The 21,324-nt window shown below is 59.4% G+C and carries 22 protein-coding genes; 12 read left to right on the forward strand and 10 right to left on the reverse strand.

Translation table 11 applies throughout. The features are described 5' to 3' along the window. Positions 1–306: hypothetical protein (locus VEJ16_13895; protein ID HYB10756.1), on the forward strand; the 306-nt coding region annotated here is incomplete at its 5' end. 133 nt (positions 307–439) lie between these two features. Here the strand turns inward: VEJ16_13895 and VEJ16_13900 are convergent. Then, on the reverse strand, positions 440–976 hold the full coding sequence (locus tag VEJ16_13900; protein ID HYB10757.1) for a hypothetical protein: 537 nt from the start codon (positions 974–976) through the stop codon (positions 440–442). 324 nt (positions 977–1,300) lie between these two features. On the opposite strand from VEJ16_13900, the gene VEJ16_13905 reads away from it, so the two are divergent. From VEJ16_13905 to VEJ16_13915, 3 genes are all read left to right on the forward strand, one after another. Beyond that, positions 1,301–1,738, forward strand: a complete 438-nt coding sequence (locus tag VEJ16_13905) for a metalloregulator ArsR/SmtB family transcription factor (protein ID HYB10758.1) — start codon at positions 1,301–1,303, stop codon at positions 1,736–1,738. Positions 1,739–1,771: 33 nt separating this feature from the next. After that, positions 1,772–2,371: a DUF899 family protein gene (locus tag VEJ16_13910; GenBank protein ID HYB10759.1), complete on the forward strand. Its 600-nt coding sequence runs from the start codon at positions 1,772–1,774 to the stop codon at positions 2,369–2,371. Positions 2,372–2,732: 361 nt separating this feature from the next. Then, positions 2,733–3,779 (forward strand): peptidyl-alpha-hydroxyglycine alpha-amidating lyase family protein, encoded by a 1,047-nt coding sequence (locus tag VEJ16_13915; GenBank protein ID HYB10760.1) that lies wholly within the window; start codon positions 2,733–2,735, stop codon positions 3,777–3,779. Positions 3,780–3,814: 35 nt separating this feature from the next. Here VEJ16_13915 and VEJ16_13920 read toward each other — a convergent pair whose 3' ends face one another. Next, positions 3,815–3,973 (reverse strand): hypothetical protein, encoded by a 159-nt coding sequence (locus tag VEJ16_13920; GenBank protein HYB10761.1) that lies wholly within the window; start codon positions 3,971–3,973, stop codon positions 3,815–3,817. A gap of 331 nt (positions 3,974–4,304) precedes the next feature. Between VEJ16_13920 and VEJ16_13925 the strand changes: the two genes are divergently transcribed. Continuing rightward, positions 4,305–5,342 (forward strand): hypothetical protein, encoded by a 1,038-nt coding sequence (locus tag VEJ16_13925; GenBank protein ID HYB10762.1) that lies wholly within the window; start codon positions 4,305–4,307, stop codon positions 5,340–5,342. A gap of 83 nt (positions 5,343–5,425) precedes the next feature. Here VEJ16_13925 and VEJ16_13930 read toward each other — a convergent pair whose 3' ends face one another. From VEJ16_13930 to VEJ16_13940, 3 genes are all read right to left on the reverse strand, one after another. Beyond that, complete coding sequence (locus VEJ16_13930) at positions 5,426–6,094, reverse strand: SOS response-associated peptidase (GenBank protein ID HYB10763.1); 669 nt, start codon at positions 6,092–6,094, stop codon at positions 5,426–5,428. Between the two features lie 51 nt (positions 6,095–6,145). Next, positions 6,146–6,424: a hypothetical protein gene (locus tag VEJ16_13935; GenBank protein ID HYB10764.1), complete on the reverse strand. Its 279-nt coding sequence runs from the start codon at positions 6,422–6,424 to the stop codon at positions 6,146–6,148. Between the two features lie 679 nt (positions 6,425–7,103). After that, positions 7,104–7,721 (reverse strand): glutathione S-transferase, encoded by a 618-nt coding sequence (locus VEJ16_13940; protein ID HYB10765.1) that lies wholly within the window; start codon positions 7,719–7,721, stop codon positions 7,104–7,106. A gap of 222 nt (positions 7,722–7,943) precedes the next feature. Between VEJ16_13940 and VEJ16_13945 the strand changes: the two genes are divergently transcribed. Further along, positions 7,944–8,183 carry a hypothetical protein gene (locus VEJ16_13945; protein HYB10766.1) on the forward strand — a complete coding sequence of 80 codons (240 nt, stop codon included), beginning with the start codon at positions 7,944–7,946 and terminating at the stop codon, positions 8,181–8,183. A 52-nt stretch (positions 8,184–8,235) separates the two neighbouring features. Here VEJ16_13945 and VEJ16_13950 read toward each other — a convergent pair whose 3' ends face one another. Next, complete coding sequence (locus VEJ16_13950; protein ID HYB10767.1) at positions 8,236–8,586, reverse strand: Rap1a/Tai family immunity protein; 351 nt, start codon at positions 8,584–8,586, stop codon at positions 8,236–8,238. Positions 8,587–9,157: 571 nt separating this feature from the next. On the opposite strand from VEJ16_13950, the gene VEJ16_13955 reads away from it, so the two are divergent. Together VEJ16_13955 and VEJ16_13960 are read left to right on the forward strand one after the other, a co-directional pair. Further along, the gene (locus VEJ16_13955) at positions 9,158–10,987 is read left to right on the forward strand and encodes an ATP-binding protein (protein HYB10768.1); all 1,830 of its coding nucleotides are present in this window, start codon (positions 9,158–9,160) and stop codon (positions 10,985–10,987) included. Between the two features lie 257 nt (positions 10,988–11,244). Next, on the forward strand, positions 11,245–12,198 hold the full coding sequence (locus tag VEJ16_13960; GenBank protein HYB10769.1) for a cytochrome c peroxidase: 954 nt from the start codon (positions 11,245–11,247) through the stop codon (positions 12,196–12,198). A gap of 3 nt (positions 12,199–12,201) precedes the next feature. Here VEJ16_13960 and VEJ16_13965 read toward each other — a convergent pair whose 3' ends face one another. After that, on the reverse strand, positions 12,202–12,561 hold the full coding sequence (locus VEJ16_13965; GenBank protein HYB10770.1) for a plastocyanin/azurin family copper-binding protein: 360 nt from the start codon (positions 12,559–12,561) through the stop codon (positions 12,202–12,204). Positions 12,562–13,184: 623 nt separating this feature from the next. Between VEJ16_13965 and VEJ16_13970 the strand changes: the two genes are divergently transcribed. The 4 genes from VEJ16_13970 (at position 13,185) to VEJ16_13985 (ending at position 18,462) form a co-directional block, all read left to right on the forward strand. After that, on the forward strand, positions 13,185–14,897 hold the full coding sequence (locus tag VEJ16_13970) for a thiamine pyrophosphate-binding protein (protein HYB10771.1): 1,713 nt from the start codon (positions 13,185–13,187) through the stop codon (positions 14,895–14,897). A 291-nt stretch (positions 14,898–15,188) separates the two neighbouring features. Then, positions 15,189–16,499 (forward strand): hypothetical protein, encoded by a 1,311-nt coding sequence (locus VEJ16_13975; GenBank protein ID HYB10772.1) that lies wholly within the window; start codon positions 15,189–15,191, stop codon positions 16,497–16,499. Between the two features lies 1 nt (position 16,500). Continuing rightward, positions 16,501–16,959: a hypothetical protein gene (locus VEJ16_13980; protein ID HYB10773.1), complete on the forward strand. Its 459-nt coding sequence runs from the start codon at positions 16,501–16,503 to the stop codon at positions 16,957–16,959. Next, entirely contained in the window at positions 16,960–18,462 is a 1,503-nt protein-coding gene (locus VEJ16_13985; GenBank protein HYB10774.1) for a GMC family oxidoreductase, read from the forward strand. Between the two features lie 38 nt (positions 18,463–18,500). On the opposite strand, the gene VEJ16_13990 is transcribed toward VEJ16_13985, so the two are convergent. The 3 genes from VEJ16_13990 to VEJ16_14000 all read right to left on the reverse strand — a co-directional run bounded on the left by VEJ16_13990 (position 18,501) and on the right by VEJ16_14000 (position 21,309). After that, positions 18,501–19,925 carry a patatin-like phospholipase family protein gene (locus VEJ16_13990; GenBank protein HYB10775.1) on the reverse strand — a complete coding sequence of 475 codons (1,425 nt, stop codon included), beginning with the start codon at positions 19,923–19,925 and terminating at the stop codon, positions 18,501–18,503. 43 nt (positions 19,926–19,968) lie between these two features. Next, complete coding sequence (locus tag VEJ16_13995) at positions 19,969–20,178, reverse strand: hypothetical protein (GenBank protein HYB10776.1); 210 nt, start codon at positions 20,176–20,178, stop codon at positions 19,969–19,971. A gap of 291 nt (positions 20,179–20,469) precedes the next feature. Continuing rightward, positions 20,470–21,309, reverse strand: a complete 840-nt coding sequence (locus VEJ16_14000; GenBank protein ID HYB10777.1) for a DUF2182 domain-containing protein — start codon at positions 21,307–21,309, stop codon at positions 20,470–20,472. Positions 21,310–21,324: the final 15 nt, after the last annotated feature.

The raw sequence follows: 21,324 nt of genomic DNA on the forward strand, positions 1-21,324 counted from the left end.
ATCAAGAGCGAAGCGTTGCAGATCACAACGGGCATATACCACACGCGCCTTCTGATGTATTCGCAGCGAAGCAGCGCGATCGCCTTACCGTTTCTGATCGTACTCGTGTCATGGCTTGTCCTTCTCTTCGTCGGCTTCGGCCTTCTCACACGATTCAACGGAACCGTCGTTACGGCGTTATTGATTGGCGCGCTGTCTGTTGCGGGTGCGATCTTTCTGATCCTGGAACTCGATCAGCCTTACACGGGGTTCATGCGCGTTTCGAGCGCGCCGATTGAAGCCGCCTTGACCCAGATGAGCCAATAGCATTTCTATCCGGCGGCACGCACATTCCGGTGGGTCTATCGTTTGTCCGATGTGCGGTGGCGGCGGTTTATCCGAACCGTGCGCGGCTTCTCGCGCGAGCGGTGCACGACGAATGTCAGCGTGTGGAATTCGCCTAGTTCTGCGCGCCGTTTCCAGGCCCGTCGCGCATGGGGTTGCGGTCGATCTTGTTCTCGTTCAGGCACTTCAGGAAGCTCGGCATCGCGGCATTCGATCCTCTCAATGCAACGGTCCAGCTCCGTCCGTTCGAAAATCGGACCGACATGTCGGAACCGCTGGCAAACGCAGCGCCGAATCCGACGTTCCACGGAAAGGCCATCGAGACACCCGTCGGGGAATAGACGGTCGCGCTACTTTGCCAAATCTGCTGATCGATGGATGCCTGTACTCTATACCGATCGTCGAGCGGCAGCGCCCACTCGGGATTGTCCAGAAAGACGAAATAACCCTGGGCGCCCAGAGTAAGCGTCAGATTTTCTTGTTTGGAGCGGGAAGCCATTCCCAAGGCGCAATGGCTGAAAACACCGACTTCATTGTAATACGCGATGACTTCCCATTGGCCAATTCGCCCATACGACCTTTCCTCCATCGCGGACAAAGAGCCGAGAGGAATGACGACCAGAGCGACGACGATGCACGCTGTCTTTCGCATGGTAGGCGCCCGACAAACCATGGAAGACTTATCTTAACACGCGACCCTCGCGCCCGCCAACGGGCCGCAACGCGTCGAGCAATGCGGCAAGTGGCACGGATATTGCGCAATTTCCGCCAGATTTCGCGGTTGTCAGGCCAGTTCCTGCATTTGTCGGGCCAATTTTTGCGCTCGGGCCGCCTGAGGTGAGGTGCGCGGTGCCCTAAACTGACGGCACGCTGTCAATCGGACTACAGGTTCGCGCAGGCTTGACAATCACTCAACAAATTGGTTTAATATAAACCATATTGTTGAGAAATTGACTTGCATGGCAATGGACCGAACATGGCACAGGCTCTCACGCTCCGCGCCGTAACGCTGGGTCAGGAGGCCGACCGCCAGGAACAGGCGCTCGACATGGCATTTGGCGCCCTTTCCGATCCGGTTCGCCGCCGGATCCTGATCGAGCTCGATGGCCACGACTTGCTGGTATCGGAGATCGCGGCCCATTTCGAAATCACCCTGCAGGCGGTTTCGCGCCACATCCAGGTGCTGGTCCGCGCGGGGCTCGTCCGGCAGGAGCGCACGGGACGGATCAGCCGATGCAGTCTCGTTACCGGACCGATCTATGACGCGGCCGTGTGGCTCAATCGCTACAGCAAATACTGGAAAGACCAATTCGATCTTCTCGCACTCACGCTCGACGATCTCGAGCGGGAGAAGGTAGCGAGATTGCGGAAAGGCCGTAGGCGGAACACCCGCCGCCTTAAATCCAGGGTCTAGCAGCCGACTGTTTAACGCAATGGGAGCTGGACGATGAATTACAAAGATAGCATGGCAAAAGTCGGGCGTTATCGCGAGGAGATTGCCGAGATTCGCAAGAAAATGCGTGACGCCCAATCGGCGATCGAGCCGGAGGTGACGAAGAACTACCGGTTGGCCGCCGCCGATGGACCGGTTTCGCTATCCGATCTCTTTGGCCGGCAAGACACCCTGATCGTCATTCACAACATGGGTGCGGGGTGCCGTTTCTGCACACTTTGGGCCGACGGCTTCAACGGGGTTTACGATCATTTGCAAAGCCGAGCCGCGTTCGTCGTCGCCTCGCCGGATGCGCCGGATCAGCAGAGGAAATTCGCCGTGAGCCGCGGCTGGCGCTTTCCCATGGTGTCGTACCAGGGAAGCAGCTTCGGCGAAGACATGGGCTACCGTACCGATGACGGCGCACGGCCGGGCGTTTCGGTTTTCAAGCGCGACGGAGACAAGATCGTGCGCGTGTCGGATACCTCGTTCGGGCCTGGCGACGATTTTTGCTCGGTCTGGCACATCTTCGATCTTATTCCCGAGGGTGCTGCGGGCTGGCAACCGAAGTACCACTACGACTCCGAGAACCGAGGCCCTTCCAAGCACGCATGACTCCCAGGTTCGCTAAGTTCGAATAGTCGCTCGCTCGTAAAGAAGCGACCCGTCGCCTCCGTGCCCCCTCGGCGCAGGTAGCGCCGTCACAAGGGGCTTGCAATTGACCCCTGGTTGTATTTGTCTTGAGGGGGCACCCTTGAGATTGAGGTGGGCGCGTGACGGCGGCCGCCTTGCGTTCTAAGGCGTGGCCATTGGCACTGTCGCACTTGGGTCGCAGTGGCTTTCGCCGCTCGAAAACAACTCACCCGCGGATCAAGGGGGGAAAGAAATGGGCCTGCTTCATTCGGGATCCTGCGCCTGTTGCGCGAGCCTCAATCGACGCCGCTTCATGCTTGCCGCCGGTGGGGGGATCGCGGCAATGGCGCTGTCGCCAGGTTTCGGCTTGGCCGACGACGCCTTGCCGACCATCGCCTACGACTCAGTCCACAACCTGCTGCGGCTCCCTAGCAATCTTTATTTCGGCGAGGTATCGGGCGTGGCGCTTAATTCCAAGGGCCATGTTTTCGTACTCTCGCGCGGGAATTCCACGGGTCCCGCGTACGGTGCGGCGGCGACCCAGCTCCTCGAATTCGCATCGGACGGCCGGTTCGTCCGCGAGATCGGTCACAACCTCTATGCGTGGTCGTTCGCGCACACGGTGAAGGTCGATCCTCACGACAACATCTGGGTCACGGACAAGGGTTCCGACATGGTGATCAAGTTCACGCCCGACGGTCGCGTCGCAATGGTGTTCGGGCGCAAGCAGGAGGCGTCGGCCGAGGAAACCGGACCCTTGAAGCATCCGAACCCCCCGCTGCCGGCCGAGCCCGGTCGTTTCCGCCAAGTGACCGATGTGGCCTGGGACGCCGCCGGCAACACCTACATCAGCGACGGCTATATCAATTCCCGCGTCGCCAAAGTCGACAAGGATGGAAATTGGCTTAAGTCATGGGGCGAGCGCGGCAACGGCCCAAGCCAATTCAACACGCCACACAGCATCGCGGTCGACGCCAAGGGCCTCGTCTATGTCGCCGATCGAGGCAACCGGCGTATTCAGGTCTTCGACGGCGAGGGCAATTTTCAGCGCCAGTTCACCATCGACGTGCCCGTGCCGCCAGGCGCGCGGCCCGCGATCGGGAACGTCCCGGACGAGGCCGCGATCGCCGGCGGGACCTTCGCACCCGGCTCTCCCTGGGCGATTTGCATTTCACCCGGACCGGACCAAGTGCTCTACAGCTCGGACGCATATCCGGGCCGCATCTACAAGCTCACGCTCGACGGCAAACTCCTCGGCGTGCTTGGCGAGTCAGGCAAGCAGCTCAAGCAATTCGGCTGGATTCACGAAATGGCATGCCCAGCGAAAAACGTGCTCTATGTCGCGGAGCTCTTGAACTGGCGCGTGCAGAAATTGGTCTTGCACGGTTAAACTGGTGGACCGGTAATTTTCTTTGGAGTGACCGGTTACACCATCGGAAATGCCAAGCCCAGAAATACCACGCCCGCGACGATCAAGAGCCCGGCCGATCGCTCGAGGCGAGCCTTGCGCGCGGGAACCAAGCGCGCGCCGGCCGCGGCGAGCGTTCCCAAAATGATGCCGACGGCACCGAACGTAGCGAGCACTTTTGCCCCCAGATTGTGCACAAGGCTCGTCCGTTATGCCGTTAGAGTATGAAGAATCGGTTAGACGGCCGCCGGGCCGTGCCAAGATGGCCACCCTTAGCGAGCGAACGATCCAACCGTGGCGAACGCCCCGAATCCCGCGGCATTCGCCTCACGTTGGACATTCCGAATGGAGTGCGCGGCCACGGGCAGGCTGGTCGACCCGATGCCGGTCTGCCACAGCAAAAAATATTCGCAATAAAATTGCGGAAAATTTCCGTTCCGTTAACCATCTTTGCGGGTTTTCGGTATAGATTGGCGGCCGCTTGGGGGATAAGACAATCAGGGGAACATGCACGAGCAGTCGCCCGGGTTGCGGCGCCTCGCCAAAACCACCGCATTGTCTGCAGGTTTTTTAGTCGCCGTATATCCGTTGCGCGCCGCGGCCCATGTCAAATGGTTTGCCGCTTATGACGTCGCCGCCCAGCCGAAAGAGTTGGCGGAGATGTGCTGTCCCATGTTTTTCCTGCTGATTGCATGCTCATTGGTCACGATCTGGCTGTTATCCCATGTCGAGAGAACGGTCGTTGGCGCGTTTTTGCTAAGAACGATCGATCGCCTGGGACGGGTCTTGCAGCCGCGCACGGAGGCAATTTTCCGTGCTTGCACCGCGGTGTTTTTCGTAGGGCTGTGGGTTTTGGGAAATATCATTCTGACGCCAGAGCTCAAAACCGATGTGGTCGCGATTTCCTGGCTTCAATTCGCTATTGCCGTGGGAATGTTCTGGCGCGCCACCATGATCTTTTCCGCAATCGGCATCGCTTTTCTGTTCGCCTTCGGCGTCTATAGCTACGGCGCGTTTCACATGATGGACTACCCGATCTTTTTGGGAGCCGCGATTTATCTCGGCCTGAGCGGTTTGCAGCGCAGCTTGTTCGGCCGGCGGCCGATCGACTATGCGCGATGGGGGGCCGCCATAACCTTGATCTGGGCGTCCGTGGAGAAATGGGCCTATCCGCAATGGACGTTTCCGCTGTTGCAGACGCATCCGACATTGGCGATGGGCTTCAATGACGTCTTCTATATGATTGCCGCGGGGGTCGTTGAATTCGGCCTGGCCTTCGCACTGTTATGGACCCCGCTTGTCCGTCGTCTCGCAGCGATCGCGCTGACGGCAATGTTCGTCAGCGCGGTCTTCGAATTCGGAAAATTGGATGCGATCGGCCATCTCTTGATCGTCACGATCCTGGTGGCCATAGCGGTTGACGACGAGCCGAAGGTGGAGCGGCGGCCGATCCTGGCGCCAGCCTATTATTGCGCGGCACTCCTCGGCATCGTCGTTCTTTACTATGGAGCGCACGCCGCTATCTACGGCACGAAAATCATTTAGTCCTCAGATCGTCTTGCGCATGGCGGCCGATTGCGCATGGCGTGGCAGCCTAAAGCACAAAGATTCGCACGAGCCCAATTTTGTCAGGCCGCAATGGGCTCTATGCACTCGGGCACGTCGTTCCTCGAATTGCTGACCACGGCGCCGACGCGATAGGCCCGCATGGCCTCCGACGGGTACGGTCGGAGCAAGTCCGTCGGTTCGCGCTGCGCATCTTCCCCGAGCCACGCCGCGTAATCGTCAGGTGCGAGGATCACCGGCATCCGATCATGAATTTTCCGCGCGAGCTGATTCGCTTCTGTTGTGAGAATGGCGCAGGTTTCGACCGGCACTTTGTCCCGCGCTTTGTCCCATCGAGCCCACAGGCCCGCGAAGGCGAACAATCCGCCATCGTTGAGTGTGTAGCGCCAGGGCAGCTTTTTGCCCTCGGCCTTCTGCCATTCGTAATACCCGTCAGCGACCACGAGACATCGGCGCTTCCTGAAGGAATCGCGGAACGAAGGTTTCTCGGCGACCGTCTCTGACCGTGCGTTGATCAGCTTCGCGCCGATTGACAGGTCCGGCGACCAATGCGGCACGAGGCCCCAGCGCAATGCAACAAGCTCGCGGCCGACCTCAGTAGCACGAACCACCGGAACGTCTTGCGTCGGAGCGACGTTGTAGCGTGGGCGTAGGTTTGGCAAAGCGTTCGAGAACTTGAACAACCGCCGCATCGCTTCGGGTGCGCTTGTGATGCTATAGCGACCGCACATGCAGGCATTACCTCGCGATAACGCTTCGTCGGGCCGACAAAACGGCCGGCGCTAATGGGGCTTGATTGAATCCGCAAACACCATCAGACGTTTTGACAGCACACGAATGAGACCAAGGCGCGGATTGTCAATGTCGGCAATGAGGAAGAACGCGATGGATACAACCACCGACATGATCCACAGGAGAAAAGTGCGGGTTCGGTGCTCACCATATCCGAGCAGTAAGTTGCTGGCGACTGAAATCGATACCATCAGCACCGACGCTTTCGCGGGTATGCGATTCCACCACGCTGCCTGCGTGTATCCTTGCGAGTTCGGGACGTCATTCATGCCGGAAACGATGGCGGCTCGATTACGTCTCGCGCCGGACCACGATTGACACTGCGCTGGCGAGCCTCGGCATCACCACGCTCTGCCTGATCATCATCTACACCTTGGCTTGGCTCTACGTGGCGGGGCCATCATGATCCCGTTCCTCATCGGCTTGGCCTCGTGGACGGCGGTGCAGCGCATCCAAGCCGATCTTCCCGAGGAGACACAGTCCAGTGCCACCCGCTTCCCTCCTGGCCCCGAATCGGCGGGGCTGTACTTTTTGGGTAGCCGCATTGGCACTCGGGTTGCAGGCAAGTCATTTGCCGTCGCCTGTCAAACGTCCCCTCAAGTGATGAGACGACGGTAAACTAGCCCCGCCTTCCCCCATGGTCAGCGGGGCTTTTTTCACGGCCTTCAGGCAAGGTCTCCAGACCGAATTTTGTCTGCCTCGGTGAAGTCTTGCAAATTATTACCGGATGGGTAATTGCACGATCGAGCCTCTCCACTCAACAAGGCTCGGGCGTTGAAAGGCGTGAATGCCCGGGTCTCGGCCTTCGGCCGGCCGCGCCATGACGTTAAAGAGGACGAACGATCAAACTCAGCGCACTCACAAGAGGTTGTCTTTCGTGCGGTATTCGGATTTGAAGTTCCTAAACGCGGATGCCACCAAAACAACAGGAACATCAAATCCACCACACTAGTCGAAGGTTTCGCCTTGCATGGGAGTTGCCACCATCGACGGCCGCCGCGCAAATGCACGATACCAGTTCGTCAGCCGTGGATGGCTATCCGCGAGCCAGGGAAGCCGGCGGAACTCGAGCCAACCGAGCGCGGTTGCAAGTGCGATCTGGCCGATGTCGAGCGGGCCGTCCAAAGCAACCTTTTGCTCAATGAAATCGTAAGCAGTCCGCAGCTTGCCCGCCTGTGCCTCGGCCATCGCCCTCCAGCGTAGCGTCTCGGGCCGTCGATCGATCTCCCAACGATATAGGCTGCCGGCCTCGATCATGCCATTAGCGAGCGCCTCAAGCCGCAAGGCAAGCCAATGGTTGCGCCCCTCCTCCGGTATCAGCCGGGGGCCGGCATGCAGGCTGTCGAGATATGAGCAGATCACCGTCGAATCGAAAAGCGCCAGCCCGTCGTCGCAGACCAGTATCGGTACTTGTCCGAGCGGGTTCACGGCGTACACGGCCTCGTTCCGCCGGACCGGACTGGTTTCGTGATGGATTACATCGATCTTGTTGGCGAGTCCTGCCTCGTGCGCCATCACCAGCACCTTCCGCGCGAAGGGCGAGTGAGTTTGATACAAAAGTTTCATCGATAATCTCTCCTCAGAGGATCGGTTCCGTCGTCGGAATTGTTTGATGGGCCGACTTGCCGCTCGCTGAAGCGCCTGCATATCATCGGCCGCCCTTTCACTCAATTACCTGCGACGTAATTGCACAGCCGAAAACACGGCTGCCAGCCTAGTGTGGCGAATCCGAAATCCACCACACTAGGAAAAGCGTCACGATCTCGCGTCAAGAATTGAGACACGCTAATGAGCAGATTGATCGCCATCGTCTGGCTTCTCATGTTCGCGTTCGGCCTCGTGTTCATACCCGCCGGCGCCGATCGCCCCGCGTGGGCGGCACTCAACGTGCTGGCCGCTTTCCTCGTCGGCGCCGTCAGCGACGAGTGGGAGGAGCGAAGGGCGCGCAAGATGCTCATGAAGGCCGAGCCGTTGAAAGACAAGCTGGCTCGGGAGGCTGCGGATCTCCACGGGCGCAAATCGCGGTAAGGCTGTCCGGGATTCGGCCAGAGCCGCGGTCGTTCAGCTCTTTGCGCGACCCTCATTCGGGTGAGCAGTGAAAAGCGTCCGTGAGCGCAAGTACAACGAGCCACCCCGCCGAAAGATCGAGTTCCTCGGGGTGCTCTTTCAAATACTTGACGACCACCCGTTGTAATTGGGCATTCGTAGCGCCTTCCCGCAGGCAATAATCGAAGCGTGTTGTCGGCCTAAGGGCGTCGAACGTATCGGCTACACCGACAAGGTAACCAAGACAGATATAATATCCCGTGGTCCCCTGTCGGCTTTCGCATTTTTCGAGCAGAGTGTTCCCGGTCTCGAACTGGTAGTTTGACCTTTGCGCGTGAGCGGAATTGCCCGCTAGCATCACGCCAAAGACCAGAAGGATACTCATAGCCAGCTCACGTATCCCCATCTCAATCCCCCTCGACTTGATCGCCTAAACCGTGGTGCGCCGCGTCTCGCAAGGATAGCCGAAAGACGGACTTCCGTCCGCTGGAGCAAGCAGATGGAGGAGACGATTCTGTAGCCGGCGAGAGCACGTCGTGCTCGTCGACCCATGACGAAGCGAATCGCTCACGTCGCGATTCCATGCGTTGAACCGCTTTCCGAGCTTCCCTTTGGATGAGCCGACACGTGTCGAGGCTTCGCTCGCTTGACCTCTCGCCGTTTCCCCATTGTCACCCGAAATCTATCCGAACTCAGGCAGGGCCGGGAAATATTCGTTAACAGATCTTAAGGAGGATTTTCACAGAATTACTTAATATATCGAACAAATCTCTGAAAAATGGAGTTAATTTTACAATCCATGACAGAATACAAGTGGGGAAATATTAATCGGAAATTAAGCGAAAACAGCGTAACACAAGGCAAAGCGCGGTCGATTGGAGATTGACTGTATGCCCGGTGGTCTCGCGACCTGCCTGAGGGATATGCCAGCAGCAGCGGCTCGGAAGCTTTGCGCCATGGCGGTTACGATCCGTGGCAAGATCTTCTTGGCTTTCTGTGCGCTCGCCACGATTACGGGCTTCCTCGGCCTTTATGCGGTCAGCAACGTTGTCGAGTCCGGAAGGCTTGTCGTCGAAACCTACGACAAACCGCTGATGGCGATCAGCTACGCGCGATTGGCCATGTCGAATTTCACCGCGCTTCAGCTCGCGCTCTCTCAATGGCGAGACGCGCAGGACGCCACGAAGCGGGAATCGCTCGCAGCCCGCATGGACGGGCTCGCGCGATCGTTGCACGAGGACCTGGCGGTCGCAGAGGCGCGGTCGATGTCGGGCGGAGCGGCCACCTTGGCGCGCGGCATTGCGAGCGGCATTTCCGAGTGGGACGCCCTCCGGCGTCGCCTTCTGTCGCATGCGGGCGACGACGCAAATCGTACGATTCTCGACAACCGTGCCGCCGCCCTCATCGCCGACCTGGACAACCTGGTGGAATTGACGGCCGAAGACGGCTTTAAGGACCGCGAGAGAGCGCTCTCATCCATCGCGACCTACCGCCGACTAAGCGTCGGCGCCACGATGGGAGCGCTTTTGCTCAGCACGATCGTCGCCATTCTGCTCACGCGTCGCATGGTGCATCCCATAGCCGCCGCATCACACGCAGCGAGCCGCATTGCGGACGGCGAGCTCGATGTCGAAATCGTATCGGCCGGCGAAGACGAGCTCGGCTGGCTACTCGGCTCGATGGCGGTGATGCGCGACAACATCCGCCGCATGATGGAGCGCGAGATCGCGGCGCGCCGCACGGCGCAAATCCGGCTCGAAAACGCCATCGAAAGTTCCGCCGAGGGCGTCATCCTTGTCGACGACAAAAACCGAATCCTCATATCGAATTCGCAGGTTGCCAAATTTTTTCCCGAGCTCATCGACGGCCTCGTTCATGGCGCACAGTTACCGTCTGTCCTCCAAGTGACCCTTATGCAGCCGGTCGGCGAGGTCCGACTTCATGACGGCCGCTGGCTCCGAGTAAGTCGCAGCAGCGTCGCGGATGGCGGATTTGTCGTCATCGCGAGCGACATCACCGTGCTCAAGGAGCGTGAAACTTTCCTTCAGGCTGCGAAGGATCAGGCCGAGGCCGCCAGCCGAAGCAAGAGTGAGTTTCTCGCCAACATGAGCCACGAGCTGCGCACGCCCCTGAACGCCATTATCGGCTTTGCGGAGGTCATTCGCGAATCGGTCATGGGGCCGGTGGACGCCAGATACCGCGACTATGCGAATGACATTCATATCGCCGGCAATCATCTCTTGAGTCTGATCAATGATGTGCTCGATCTCTCCAAGATCGAGGTGGGCTGCCTCGAGATCTACAAAGAAAATGTGAATATCGCGGAGGTCGTCGCGGCCTGCTACCGCATCATTGCGGATCGGGCGCGTGGGGCGAACCTCGATTTCGTCCGTGACATTCCGCCCGATCTGCCGCTCGTGCAAGCGGATCAACGGCGGCTGAAACAAATCATCCTCAATCTCTTGTCGAATGCTGTGAAGTTCACGCCGTCGGGCGGCCGCGTAGTCATATCGGCGCGAGCGCTTCGCACCGGAGAGATTACGCTTCGTGTGTCCGATACGGGAATTGGCATGAGGCCGGAAGACGTCGCGATCGCGCTGGAGCCGTTTCGGCAGATCGACGGCGCCATTACTCGTCGCTACGAGGGCACCGGCCTCGGTTTGCCACTAACCCAGAACCTTGTGGAGCTTCACGGCGGAACTTTAGCGATCAAGACCGCCCCCAGCGTGGGTACGACAGTCACCATCACTTTGCCGGCGGGAAGTGTCGCGCGTGAGGTCGCATGAATAAGATGTCCAACTCGCGCATGGCTCGACTTTTTCGACATTTCGCAACGGCGGCCGAGAGCTTTCGACGGTTTGCACGCACGCGAGGCAAAGGATGTGGCGGTAGCTTCTCTGCGCATTCGCTCAACCAGCCTCGCGACGACGTTGATCTGTTCCGATCGCGAAAATCGGCGCCATTGATCGACCGAGCAGGATTTTGGCGGCTGTGCGCATCCGTTCTTTGCGTATGCCTGCTCAGCGCCACCCTATCCGCGCCCGTGGATTCGGTTTCGCAGCGCGAGACGTGGAAAGGCAAATTCCGTCGCCCCGAGGACATCCCCTTCCCCATCGACGACCAATACTCGCTTGCGAAAGCGGACCTCGGCCGCATGCTCTTCTTCGATCCGATCCTTTCGGGCTCGGGTGCACGCACCTGTGCTAGTTGCCACAACCCCGGACTCTCATGGGGAGACGGGTTGCCGCGAGCAATCGGCGAAAATCAACAACCGCTTCCGAGGCGCGCGCCGACCCTTCTTAACGTTGCCTGGATCCGAATTTTGGGTTGGGACGGCAAGTTCCCGAATTTGGAGTCGGTTGCCTTCGCCCCGATTACTTCACCCGCCATGATGAATCGCAAGGAAGAGGATTTGATCGCAGCACTCTCGGCGATCCCGAACTATCGCCAAGCCTTCGACAAGGCCTTTCCCGACGGCGCCATAACGCGGCACAACATCGAATTAGCGCTTGCGACGTTCGAGCGCACTATCGTCTCCGGGCAGTCGCCATTCGATCGGTGGATCGATGGCGACGAGCGCGCCATCGACAATTCGGCGAAGCGCGGATTCGACATCTTTAACGGGAAGGCAGGCTGTGCAGAGTGCCACAGCGGATGGAATTTCACCGATGGCGCTTTCTACGATATCGGGACAGCCCACGGGGACGATATCGGGCGCGCACGGCTGTTCCCGAACTCAGTGAAATTGCGCCATGCTTTCAAGGTCCCGACACTGCGAGACGTGGCGCGTCGCGCAACCTACATGCACGACGGTTCAATTCAGACTCTCGAGGCGGTTATCGATCTTTACGATCGCGGCGGCGTCGATCGGCCGAGCCGATCGGAACTGATCAAGCCGCTCGGGCTGACCGACCAAGAGAAGGCCGATCTTGTCGCGTTCCTTGGAACATTGACGGAGGAGCCGACGACCTTCTCGGTATCTACCCTGCCGCGCTGAACGTCATTTGACCGTCACTTGGAGATGCATGGTCGGATGAATGGCGCATTGCACGTCGAAGGTGCCGGGCTTATCGAAGCGCAGATCGACCGTCGTTCCGACGGGCTGTTCGCCGGAGTCGAACTTCATCTCGGGGGAATCGACGTAGATGTGGTGGGTAACCTTATCGTCGTTCACGATGTGAACGACCGAACCAGGCGCAAGCTGAAGGCTATCCGGAAAAAACGTGCGGTCTCGCTGGCTTACCGTAACCGTGTCGGCGGAAAGTACGATCGGGGCCGCCATGACCACGTAGAACACAATCGAAAGTAAAAGTGCGTCCCACCGACGTGCCTTCGTTACACCCCGAACGCCTTCCCGCACGCAATGCTCCATGACAAAACTTCGGCGTCTCGTGCCGTCCCGTACCGTCGTTTGCAATCGGCATCATAGCATGCAGGGCGGCAGCCCTGAAGTCATTCAATTCCCACGACTTTGCCCAAATCTTTCACCTCGCGTATAACAAGCTCGATTTGGGCGCCCACGTAGGCAGAGAGGCGTCTCTGGGGCCCTGCAGAATACAGTTTTGACATCCCCGGACCGAGCCCAAAATCGGATGGGTCTTTTCTCACACATCGTCATTTCCCCAATTCGTCGCTTGAACGGCTCACCCATAATATGCTGAGATTTCGGGGTTCGATATCTCTTCATACTGCCCCTTTCGCGTCGTTCAATCGGTGCCGCAGTCCATTGAGCGACTTGGAACGAGACAGATTGGAACTCGCTGCCGGCAAACGGCGCGACGAGTGTGGCGAATCCGAAATTCGCCACATGCGGGTGCGGGACCGGGAGCGAATTCCGAATACAAAGCCACGCTATTAATATGTTGTATTTAGTGTGGTATTCGGATTTGAAGTTCCTAATCGCGGATGCCACCAAAATGACAGGAACTTCAAATCCACCACACGAGCGCCGAGTTGAGGGGCTTCGGCCGAAAGGGCCGACCGATGCGGGTCTATGAAGCGATCGTCAAAGCGTTAGAGGGAATTGGGGTCGATGCTGCATTCGGCGGTGCGGGCGAAAATGCCGCCTCGCTGATGCTGGCGTTGAAACACGCCACAAAGATCAAGCCGGTGATCGTGCGGCACGAGCAGGCAGCCTCGTTCATGGCGTGCGGCTACGCCATCTTTTCAAATCGGCTCGGTGTCTGCTTCGCGACCGCGGGGCCAGGGGCGTTCAACCTGTTCTCCGGGCTCGCCGTCGCGATGTCCGATTCCTATCCGGTTCTGGCCATTTCCGGCTACGCCTCGCTCGAATGGCGCGGCATGGGTGCTTTGAATGAAACCTCGGGTCTCAGCCGCACACCAAATTCCCAGGCCATGTTCGGTGCAACCACGAAGCGTTCCTACCTTTTGGAGGACCCCGCCCAGACATGCGACGTCCTGGAAGAAGCGGTCAATCTGGCTTTCGAGGGGCGACCGGGACCGGTGCACATCCATGTCCCCGAAAACCTGACCCATCGGGGGGTTTCGGTCGACAACTATCGCGATATTCGGCTCAACGTGCGACCGGTTCTTCCCGACTCCGCTGAGATCGATGCCGCCGCGGGTGCTATCGCCGATGCCCTTCGAAAGGGGAAGCGGATCGTTACTCTGATCGGCTACGGTGCGGTCAGAAGCGGGGCTGGTCCCGCGTTGCGGACCCTGGTCGAGCGGTACCAGATTCCGTTCGCGACCACGCACGACGCCAAGGGCATATTGCCCGAGGATCACCCGTTGGCGGTCGGCATTCTCGCCGATAGCGGCCACGCAACGGCCGGCAAGACACTCGTCGAAGCGGATCTCGTCATCGCCGTCGGAAATTCCTTCGCGCAGCATGACACCTTCAATTTTCTCCCGGACCTGCTCAAGGGCAAGACACTCGTTCACGTCAACATCGATCCTCATGAGATCGGCAAGGTTTATCGGGCGGAATGCCCCGTGGCCTCCGATGCCAAGCCCGCGGTCGAGCAGATCACCAGCACCCTTTCGATCTCGGTCGATCCTGTCGCACCGGTGCAATTCGAAAAAGACCGACATATTTCGGCATCAATCGTTAACCTGGAACCGAATCACATTCATCCCGGCCAAATGGCCCAGTGTCTCTCGCGCCTGCTGCCTGATGACAGCATTGTCCTAGCCGATGCGGGCGCGCACTTGGCATGGCTCGGTTACTACCTTCAGCTCTCGCCCGGACAGCATTACCGCAAAGCCGGAAGCTTCGGCCCGATGGCCTGGGCGGTGAACGGGGCCTTGGGGGCGAAACTCGCGCACCCCGAGCGGCCCGTCGTCGTCGGATGCGGGGACGGCGGCTATCTTCTTTCCGGCTTTGAGCTGATGACCGCGGTCCAATACAACATCCCCGCGATCTGGATCATCTTCAACGATGGGGAATTCAAGCTCATCAAGCTCTATCAACTCGAGACCTACGGCGAGTCCGGGCTCGTCGAGTTCGCAAACCCCGACTACGTTGCCTATGCAAGAGCGTGCGGGGCTCAGGGCTACCTCGTGAAATCCGTGGCAGAGTTCGAAGCGGCGTTCCGCGAGGCGCTCGCATCCGGCAAGCCCACCGTGATCGACGCTTCGATCACGCGGCTGGCACTTCCACATTACAGCCCGAACCCCGCAGGATTGTTGGCGGCGATCGAGGAGGCCATTGCGGGCAAATTGCGGGGCGGCTGACGTCGGCCGCAGCACGTCGGCAGATTTTTACGATCGAGGTGCGCCGCACGCGTTGCGAAAACAGCCGGACGAGGATTTAGGCGCTCCACGGCGCAGCAGGCGAAATGTCCATTCGATCCGGGTCGGAACTGTAGAAGAGGGTCATGGCAAGGAGACATTGCCGCGGATTCGATCACGGCTTTCCCGCTCATTTCGACGGATGGGCCGCTCGATTCCGCGGATGATGGCCGCTGACCTCTGATTGCGACGACGGGACTCCGTTGCAGCGATTACACGAGAGGGGGACCAATCATGTCCGACGCGCCTCACGGGTTCGACGAGATGGCGAGATACCCTCTCCTCGAGGCTCTCCTCAAGCGCAGATCCCGCCGCATCGGCCTCGGGCTCAAGACGGTCGGTGCGGGCGAAAACACTTACACGTCCAACGCCGACCCTCAGCCGCTGAGTGAGCTGGAGGAAGCGGTTCTGATCGCCGCGATCGGATTGACCGGCCTCACGATGCCGGACCGGCCGTTCGAATCGCCCACGGGCGAGAAGATTCTCGGAACACCCAACCTCAACATGCCCGGCCGCGCTGCCGGCAGCACCGACAACGCGCAGGCCACGCACTTTTTCCTGTTCAACGACACGGGCACGTATTTTCTGAAGCGCCTCGACACGTTCGACCCCACAGCCCCGCTAACGCCGGAATTGCTGATCAATCGCGCGCGCGCGTGCAAGGTCAAGATATTCGACAAGCGCCCTGAGTTCCCGCGCGAGTTTCCCTATTATCTCGATTCGAACCGTTTCCTTTCCAATCTGCCGGGATCGACAATCCTGTTTCCGGTCGTGGACATGACGCGCCAATACATCAACGCGCTCATGTATCTGCTGACCGAGCCGGACGGCTTTCGGCCCCTGATACTCGACGACCGTAACTTCTACCTCCCGGCCGGCGTGTGGAAATGGATTCGACGTGGCTTCCTAAACAAGGACATCAAGCTCCCCCTGGGAGTCCTTGGCACGATGCGGACCCAGATCGAAGCGGAGCTGTTGCTGCAGAACTTGATCTTGATGCTTCAGGCGATGGGCCTTGGGGGATGGATTCACGCGTCCGTGGCGCCCATCGAGCTCTTCCCCGCGCTTGGGTTCAAGATCGTCACGCCACCTTATCGTCTCTTCGATTTCCTCCGTTGGGGGACATTCGTTCGCTCGGCCCGATCCCACCCCGTGGGCCTCGATCCGCATATCGTCGGGATGTGCCCGCCCTACTATGAGTCCATGGCGGACGCCGTGCAGGCCGTGATCGACTCAAAATACGGCCCGGGTGGAACCTATAACGACGCGGCGTATTTCAGGTCCATTTTCAAGGGCAATCGCGGCGAGCGCTATCTGTCGGAAGTCCCCCATTATCAGGACGACGTCATCGCGTGCGTAAAGGATATCTGCACGTATATTTATAAGACCCACGGCCGTTTCCCCGCGCACTGCGACGCGATGTTCGCGCCAGGCGTTTGGCTACAGGCGCATCACCTCGATTTGGATTACTACGACACGTTATTCAAAGGCGGATACACGGATACCCAGCGCCAACACCAACAGCGCTGGCATGGGAGTGCTTGAGATGAGCACCGATAAAAATCAAGTCGGGCAGAACGTCGTCCTCGGTCCAGCACAGGCCCGCTTTCTGCTGTCCCTTGCTTCTCGAATCGTGCCGGAGGTGAAGGACGCCGAGGACGAGGTGAAAAACGGCCTCGTTTCGAGCGTCGACCATGCTCTCGCATTGCAGACATCGACATCGCGTCTGCTTTTCAAGTTCCTGCTCTTCGTTCTGCAGTGGGTTACGGTGCCGTTCACGCTCCATCGATTGGAGCGTCTGCCGCCGAAGTGGCAGGATGCAGTCCTCGAATTCTTCGAGAACGCGCCCCTCACCGTCGTGCGGGCCGGCATTTGGGGCGTGAAAACACTTATCTACCTCGGCTATTACGGCCAAGAGAGCGTCGAACGCCGCATTCAATATCTGCCTTCCAAGACCGACGGCAACAGCAAGCTCGAAGCCTTGTTCAGACAGAGGGCTCAATAAATGCCATTGCGGGAATACGACATCGTGATCGTGGGATCCGGTGCCGGTGGCGGAACCGTCGCATCCGAGCTCGCCCCCCTATGCGCGGAAGGCGTGCGGATCGCCGTCCTCGAGTGGGGGCCGAGGTTCAGGGATGACGAGTTCACCGGCCGAGAGGTCGAGATGGCGGAAAAGATTTTCTTCGATTCCGGCGCCATCCAGAACAAGGCGCGCACGCTTACGGTCGCTTGCGTGCGCGCCTATGGCGGGTCGACCGTCGCCTACACGGGAACGTCGATTGAGATTCCGCAACGCTCGATCGATCGATGGAATGTGCCCGGCATCACGCTCGACGATCTCACGCCGCGTATGGAAAAGTTCAAGCGCGAGAACAACGTGCACGAACTTCCCGACGAGGACATCAACGAGAACAACGGACTCTTCAAGCAAGGCTGCGACAGCCTCGGATTCGCGGTCAAGAAATTCCCGGTCAATCTCCGCGGTTGCCGCGGATCGGGCATGTGCAACATGGGCTGCCCGAACCAGGCCAAACAGGGTACCAACCGCGTGCAACTGCCGCACGCCGAAGCGCTCGGCGTGGAAGTGGTCACTAATTGCCGGGTGGAATGGATCCGCGATCGCATCCTTGTCGCCGAGGTAACACCCTCGCCTTACGGCGAGCCATCGCCATGGCCCGCCGGCCGCTACGAAGTGGGCGCAAAGATCGTCGTCATCGCGGCAGGCGCCATGCACAGCTCGGCGTTGCTCTTGCGCTCACAACTGCCGGTGGCGCTGCCGGCCCTTGGCCGATACGTCACGTGCCATCCGGCCCTCACGCTCGTAGCGCAGCATAATCGGCCGATCACGAACTACTACGGCTTTCCCAAGACTTATTATTCCGATCAGTTCGAGGCGACGGACAATTTCATCCTCGAGACCTGCATGTATTTCCCGTTTACGACCGCCAAAAGCCTGACCGGATTCGGCGCACAGCATAGCGCGATGATGTCCGATTTCCGTCGCCTTCAGATGATCCTCGTCCTGGTCTCGGACCCCGCAGCCGAAGAAAACCATATTTCCGCCAATGAAGCGGGCGATCCGGTATTCCACTACGAAATCGCGGACGAAGTGCTCGACGCCTTCGTAAGCTCGCAAAAGGCAGCCACGCGAATTTTCTTCGCGGCCGGTGCCGAACGCGTGCACGCGCCCGCGTCGAATCGCTTTGTGATAGAGCGCGAAAGCGCAGGGCAGATCGACTCGCTCATCAGTCGCGCTTACATGAAATTGGGGAAAATCTCCGTCGCAAGCGCTCACCCGATGGGCGGATGCCGGATGGGCGACAACGCCGCAACGTCGGTCACCGATGTGTGGGGAAAGGTTCACGGCCTCGACTGGCTCTACGTGGCTGACGGCAGCCTCTTTCCCGGCTCTTCCGGTGTCAACCCCTACCTCACCATCATGGCGCTTGCGGACAGGGTCGCGGAGTCCATTCGTGGGAAGTGGCGGGAGCGCGAGCGCAGCTAAGCCCCATGGGCACTCGGCTCATCGAACCTCCCCCTTCATCACTGATTGGCCGGCGCTCCCTCCGGGCAAAGCTGCATCGTGTTCGGATCCACGATCGTGGCGTTGCTCTTCAGATCGTAGAGCAGGCGCTGAAAGCACGGATGCTGGTCGAGCAGAATGCGTCCAGCTTCCATTGTGTCGTTCAATTCGGATGCGGACAAGTTCCAGCTCGTGCCGATTGCCTTCACTCGATCGCGGAGCGCCGTCTGATTGTCGCGAAATTGATCGAAGTCGATGGATATAGGATAGACCGTGAGGCCGGCGAATTTCGGATGACCTGGTGCATTCTTGGCGTCCTGACCCGCCTGGATCAGCGTGTCGGCGAGAAGTTTCAGGCTTGCATTCGCGTATGCGGTTGTCGCATCGATTGGCGCGCCGGTGACCGTGCTCACCTCTTCGATGATACTCGGTACGGAGGCTTGCCTGCCGACACCGTTGTCGGCGTCAGCGCGCGCGTTGATCGCAATGATGACGACGCGCTTCACGCGGCCCGTATTGATGGCATCGAGGAGACCGATCGGACCGTGCGGCGAAATCACAACGTCCATGAGCGAGTGGACTCCCTGATTGTCCACCAAACCGCCGTCCAGGAGGTGCAGGTAATCGATGGGGCGAAAAGCGTCGGGTCCATGCCGCAGCGCATTGGAATAGCGCGCCTGTTTGAATTCTTCGATATTGAGATACCGCGGTCCGACGAGGGTAAGGTCTGACTTGATCCAACTATCGTCCGGGATGGCGCCAACGCAGTTCGGGCCGCTATAGACCTTGAGGCTCATTGGGGAAAGTGCGACCGGAAACGCCGCCGAGGCCGCTACGCCCACCGAGATCGGGAGTGCGCCAAGGTCCGAGCAGATGTCGTTGAAATGCTGCGTGGTGAAGGCGAAGACCTCGCCGGAGGCCATGTCGGTCGCATTCAGGATCACGAGCGGGGCGCCGGGCCGGGCGAAATCCGCAAAGCGCTTTCCGTGAAATAGCCTCTCGTCCAGCAGGTCGCGCAAAGCGTCGATGCGCGTGTAGTTGCTGAATGTCAGGCGAACCCAGGTAATGGGGTCGGCCGCCGTCCATTCGAGAGTGGCCATGTTGTCCTTTAGGAGAAAATCGTCCTTGAGCGCATCCATTCCGTCAGGTCCGACAAGGCCGAACCAAGCGGACGTGACACTGCCGCCCGACACCGAGGAGATGACTTTGATGTGGTCGACGAGCCGCGAGCGCTGGCCGTTTTCGTCGAAGGAATAGACCCGCAGTTCGTCGAGCACCGCGAGTGCCAGGGCCGCCGCCCGGGAACCGCCCCCGGAGAAGGCGAGGAGAATGACGGGCTCTTCAGGGCTCGTCGGCTTCGGAAGGACTGCTTCGTGATTGTAGTTCCCCGCGCCGAGCGGTTGGTTCGGATAGTCCGGGATGGTTTCGCAGGCGTTCAGCGTCAAGAGCGCTGCGAATATCCCAACACCCCAATGCGCGCGAACAACCTCAGTCGAAGGTGACGACTTTCGGCCGCACGATCGAGGTGCCGGCCAGCACCACATCCTGACTCGGCGGAACATTGCCATTCCCCTCAAGCGCGATTTCGTACTCGTTGGCCGGGAGCATCAACGTGTGGTTCGTGACACCGACCTTCTGGCCATCGGCAAGCACGCCGCGATCGTCCTTGTAAAGCACCAGGAGGTATTCCACGGACATGGTTCTCTCCTCGGGCGGAACGTGACCCTTGGCTCGCTTGCGTGGCGCCATCCGCTTGTCCATTTACCATTCGGCGATCCGCAAATCGCTCGAACATGGCACGGTCGATCATATATGAACCCGCATTTGCCGCCAAACCGATTCCGGGCGAACAGCCGCAATCGGATTCATATCGATGTCGATGGATGGCCGGGTCCGCTCAATCGTCGAACTGCAACCGGCCTGTGCCCTCTCGTGTTTCGTCATCCGGAGATAACCGGAACGAGCTACGGTCGCGCGACTCAGGCCCGCTTAAATCTGCAATGACCATTCAGGCCACGCGACGAGAACAATGCCCGCCATGAGGAGCACGCCGCCGATCGCCCACCCAAACCCGCGCCCAAAGGGCGCACTCTTTTCGATAATGACGATGATCGAGAGCCCTGCGATCCATATCAGGTTCATGACGCCGCCTGCAAAAAGGAGCAGCATCAAAGCCCAGCAGCAACCGACACAATAGGCCCCGTGCCATAGCCCCATGCGAAAAGTGCCGCCCACGCCGGTCGACCAATGGCGCGACAGAAAATCGATTGGCGATCGGCAACCCTCGAGGCACGCCGATTTGAAGGGCGTTAACTGGTAAGCCCCTGCGAGGATAAGGATGACCCCCGTCAATCTTGCGCTCTCGCTCCACATGAACATGGGAGAGACGAGAGCAAGGCACTCCAGCGACCATTCGAACCCCGTCGCCAGCACCGAGAAGAGAAACCAGATCGACAGATAACCCGCCACAAAAGCAACGGTCGTCATTACCGGGCTTCGGCCGCCAGCACCCACGCTGCTTCGCCGCGCCACGGCTGCATGCAACAGGACCATCGGTGCCGCACTCGGTGTCATCATGGCAATCATCATGATCCACCACATGAACAGCATGATGAGCCAGTACGTCATGCTCCAAGTCTCGTGCGCGAACATTCCGATCGATCGGCCGACGAAAGGTGGAAACGTCGTCGCCGTCATCGCAATGGGGCTCATGCCCGTTCCCGAGCCGAGCAGCACATACATCCAGGAGAGAGCAACGAGTACAATCGTCGCGGCAATCACGATGCGCCGGTCGCGCTTGAGCGTTGCTTCGATCAAGCCGTCGGTCATGGGGGGAGCGGCTCG

The organism is Alphaproteobacteria bacterium (assembly GCA_035625915.1).
Classification (GTDB): domain Bacteria; phylum Pseudomonadota; class Alphaproteobacteria; order JACZXZ01; family JACZXZ01; genus DATDHA01.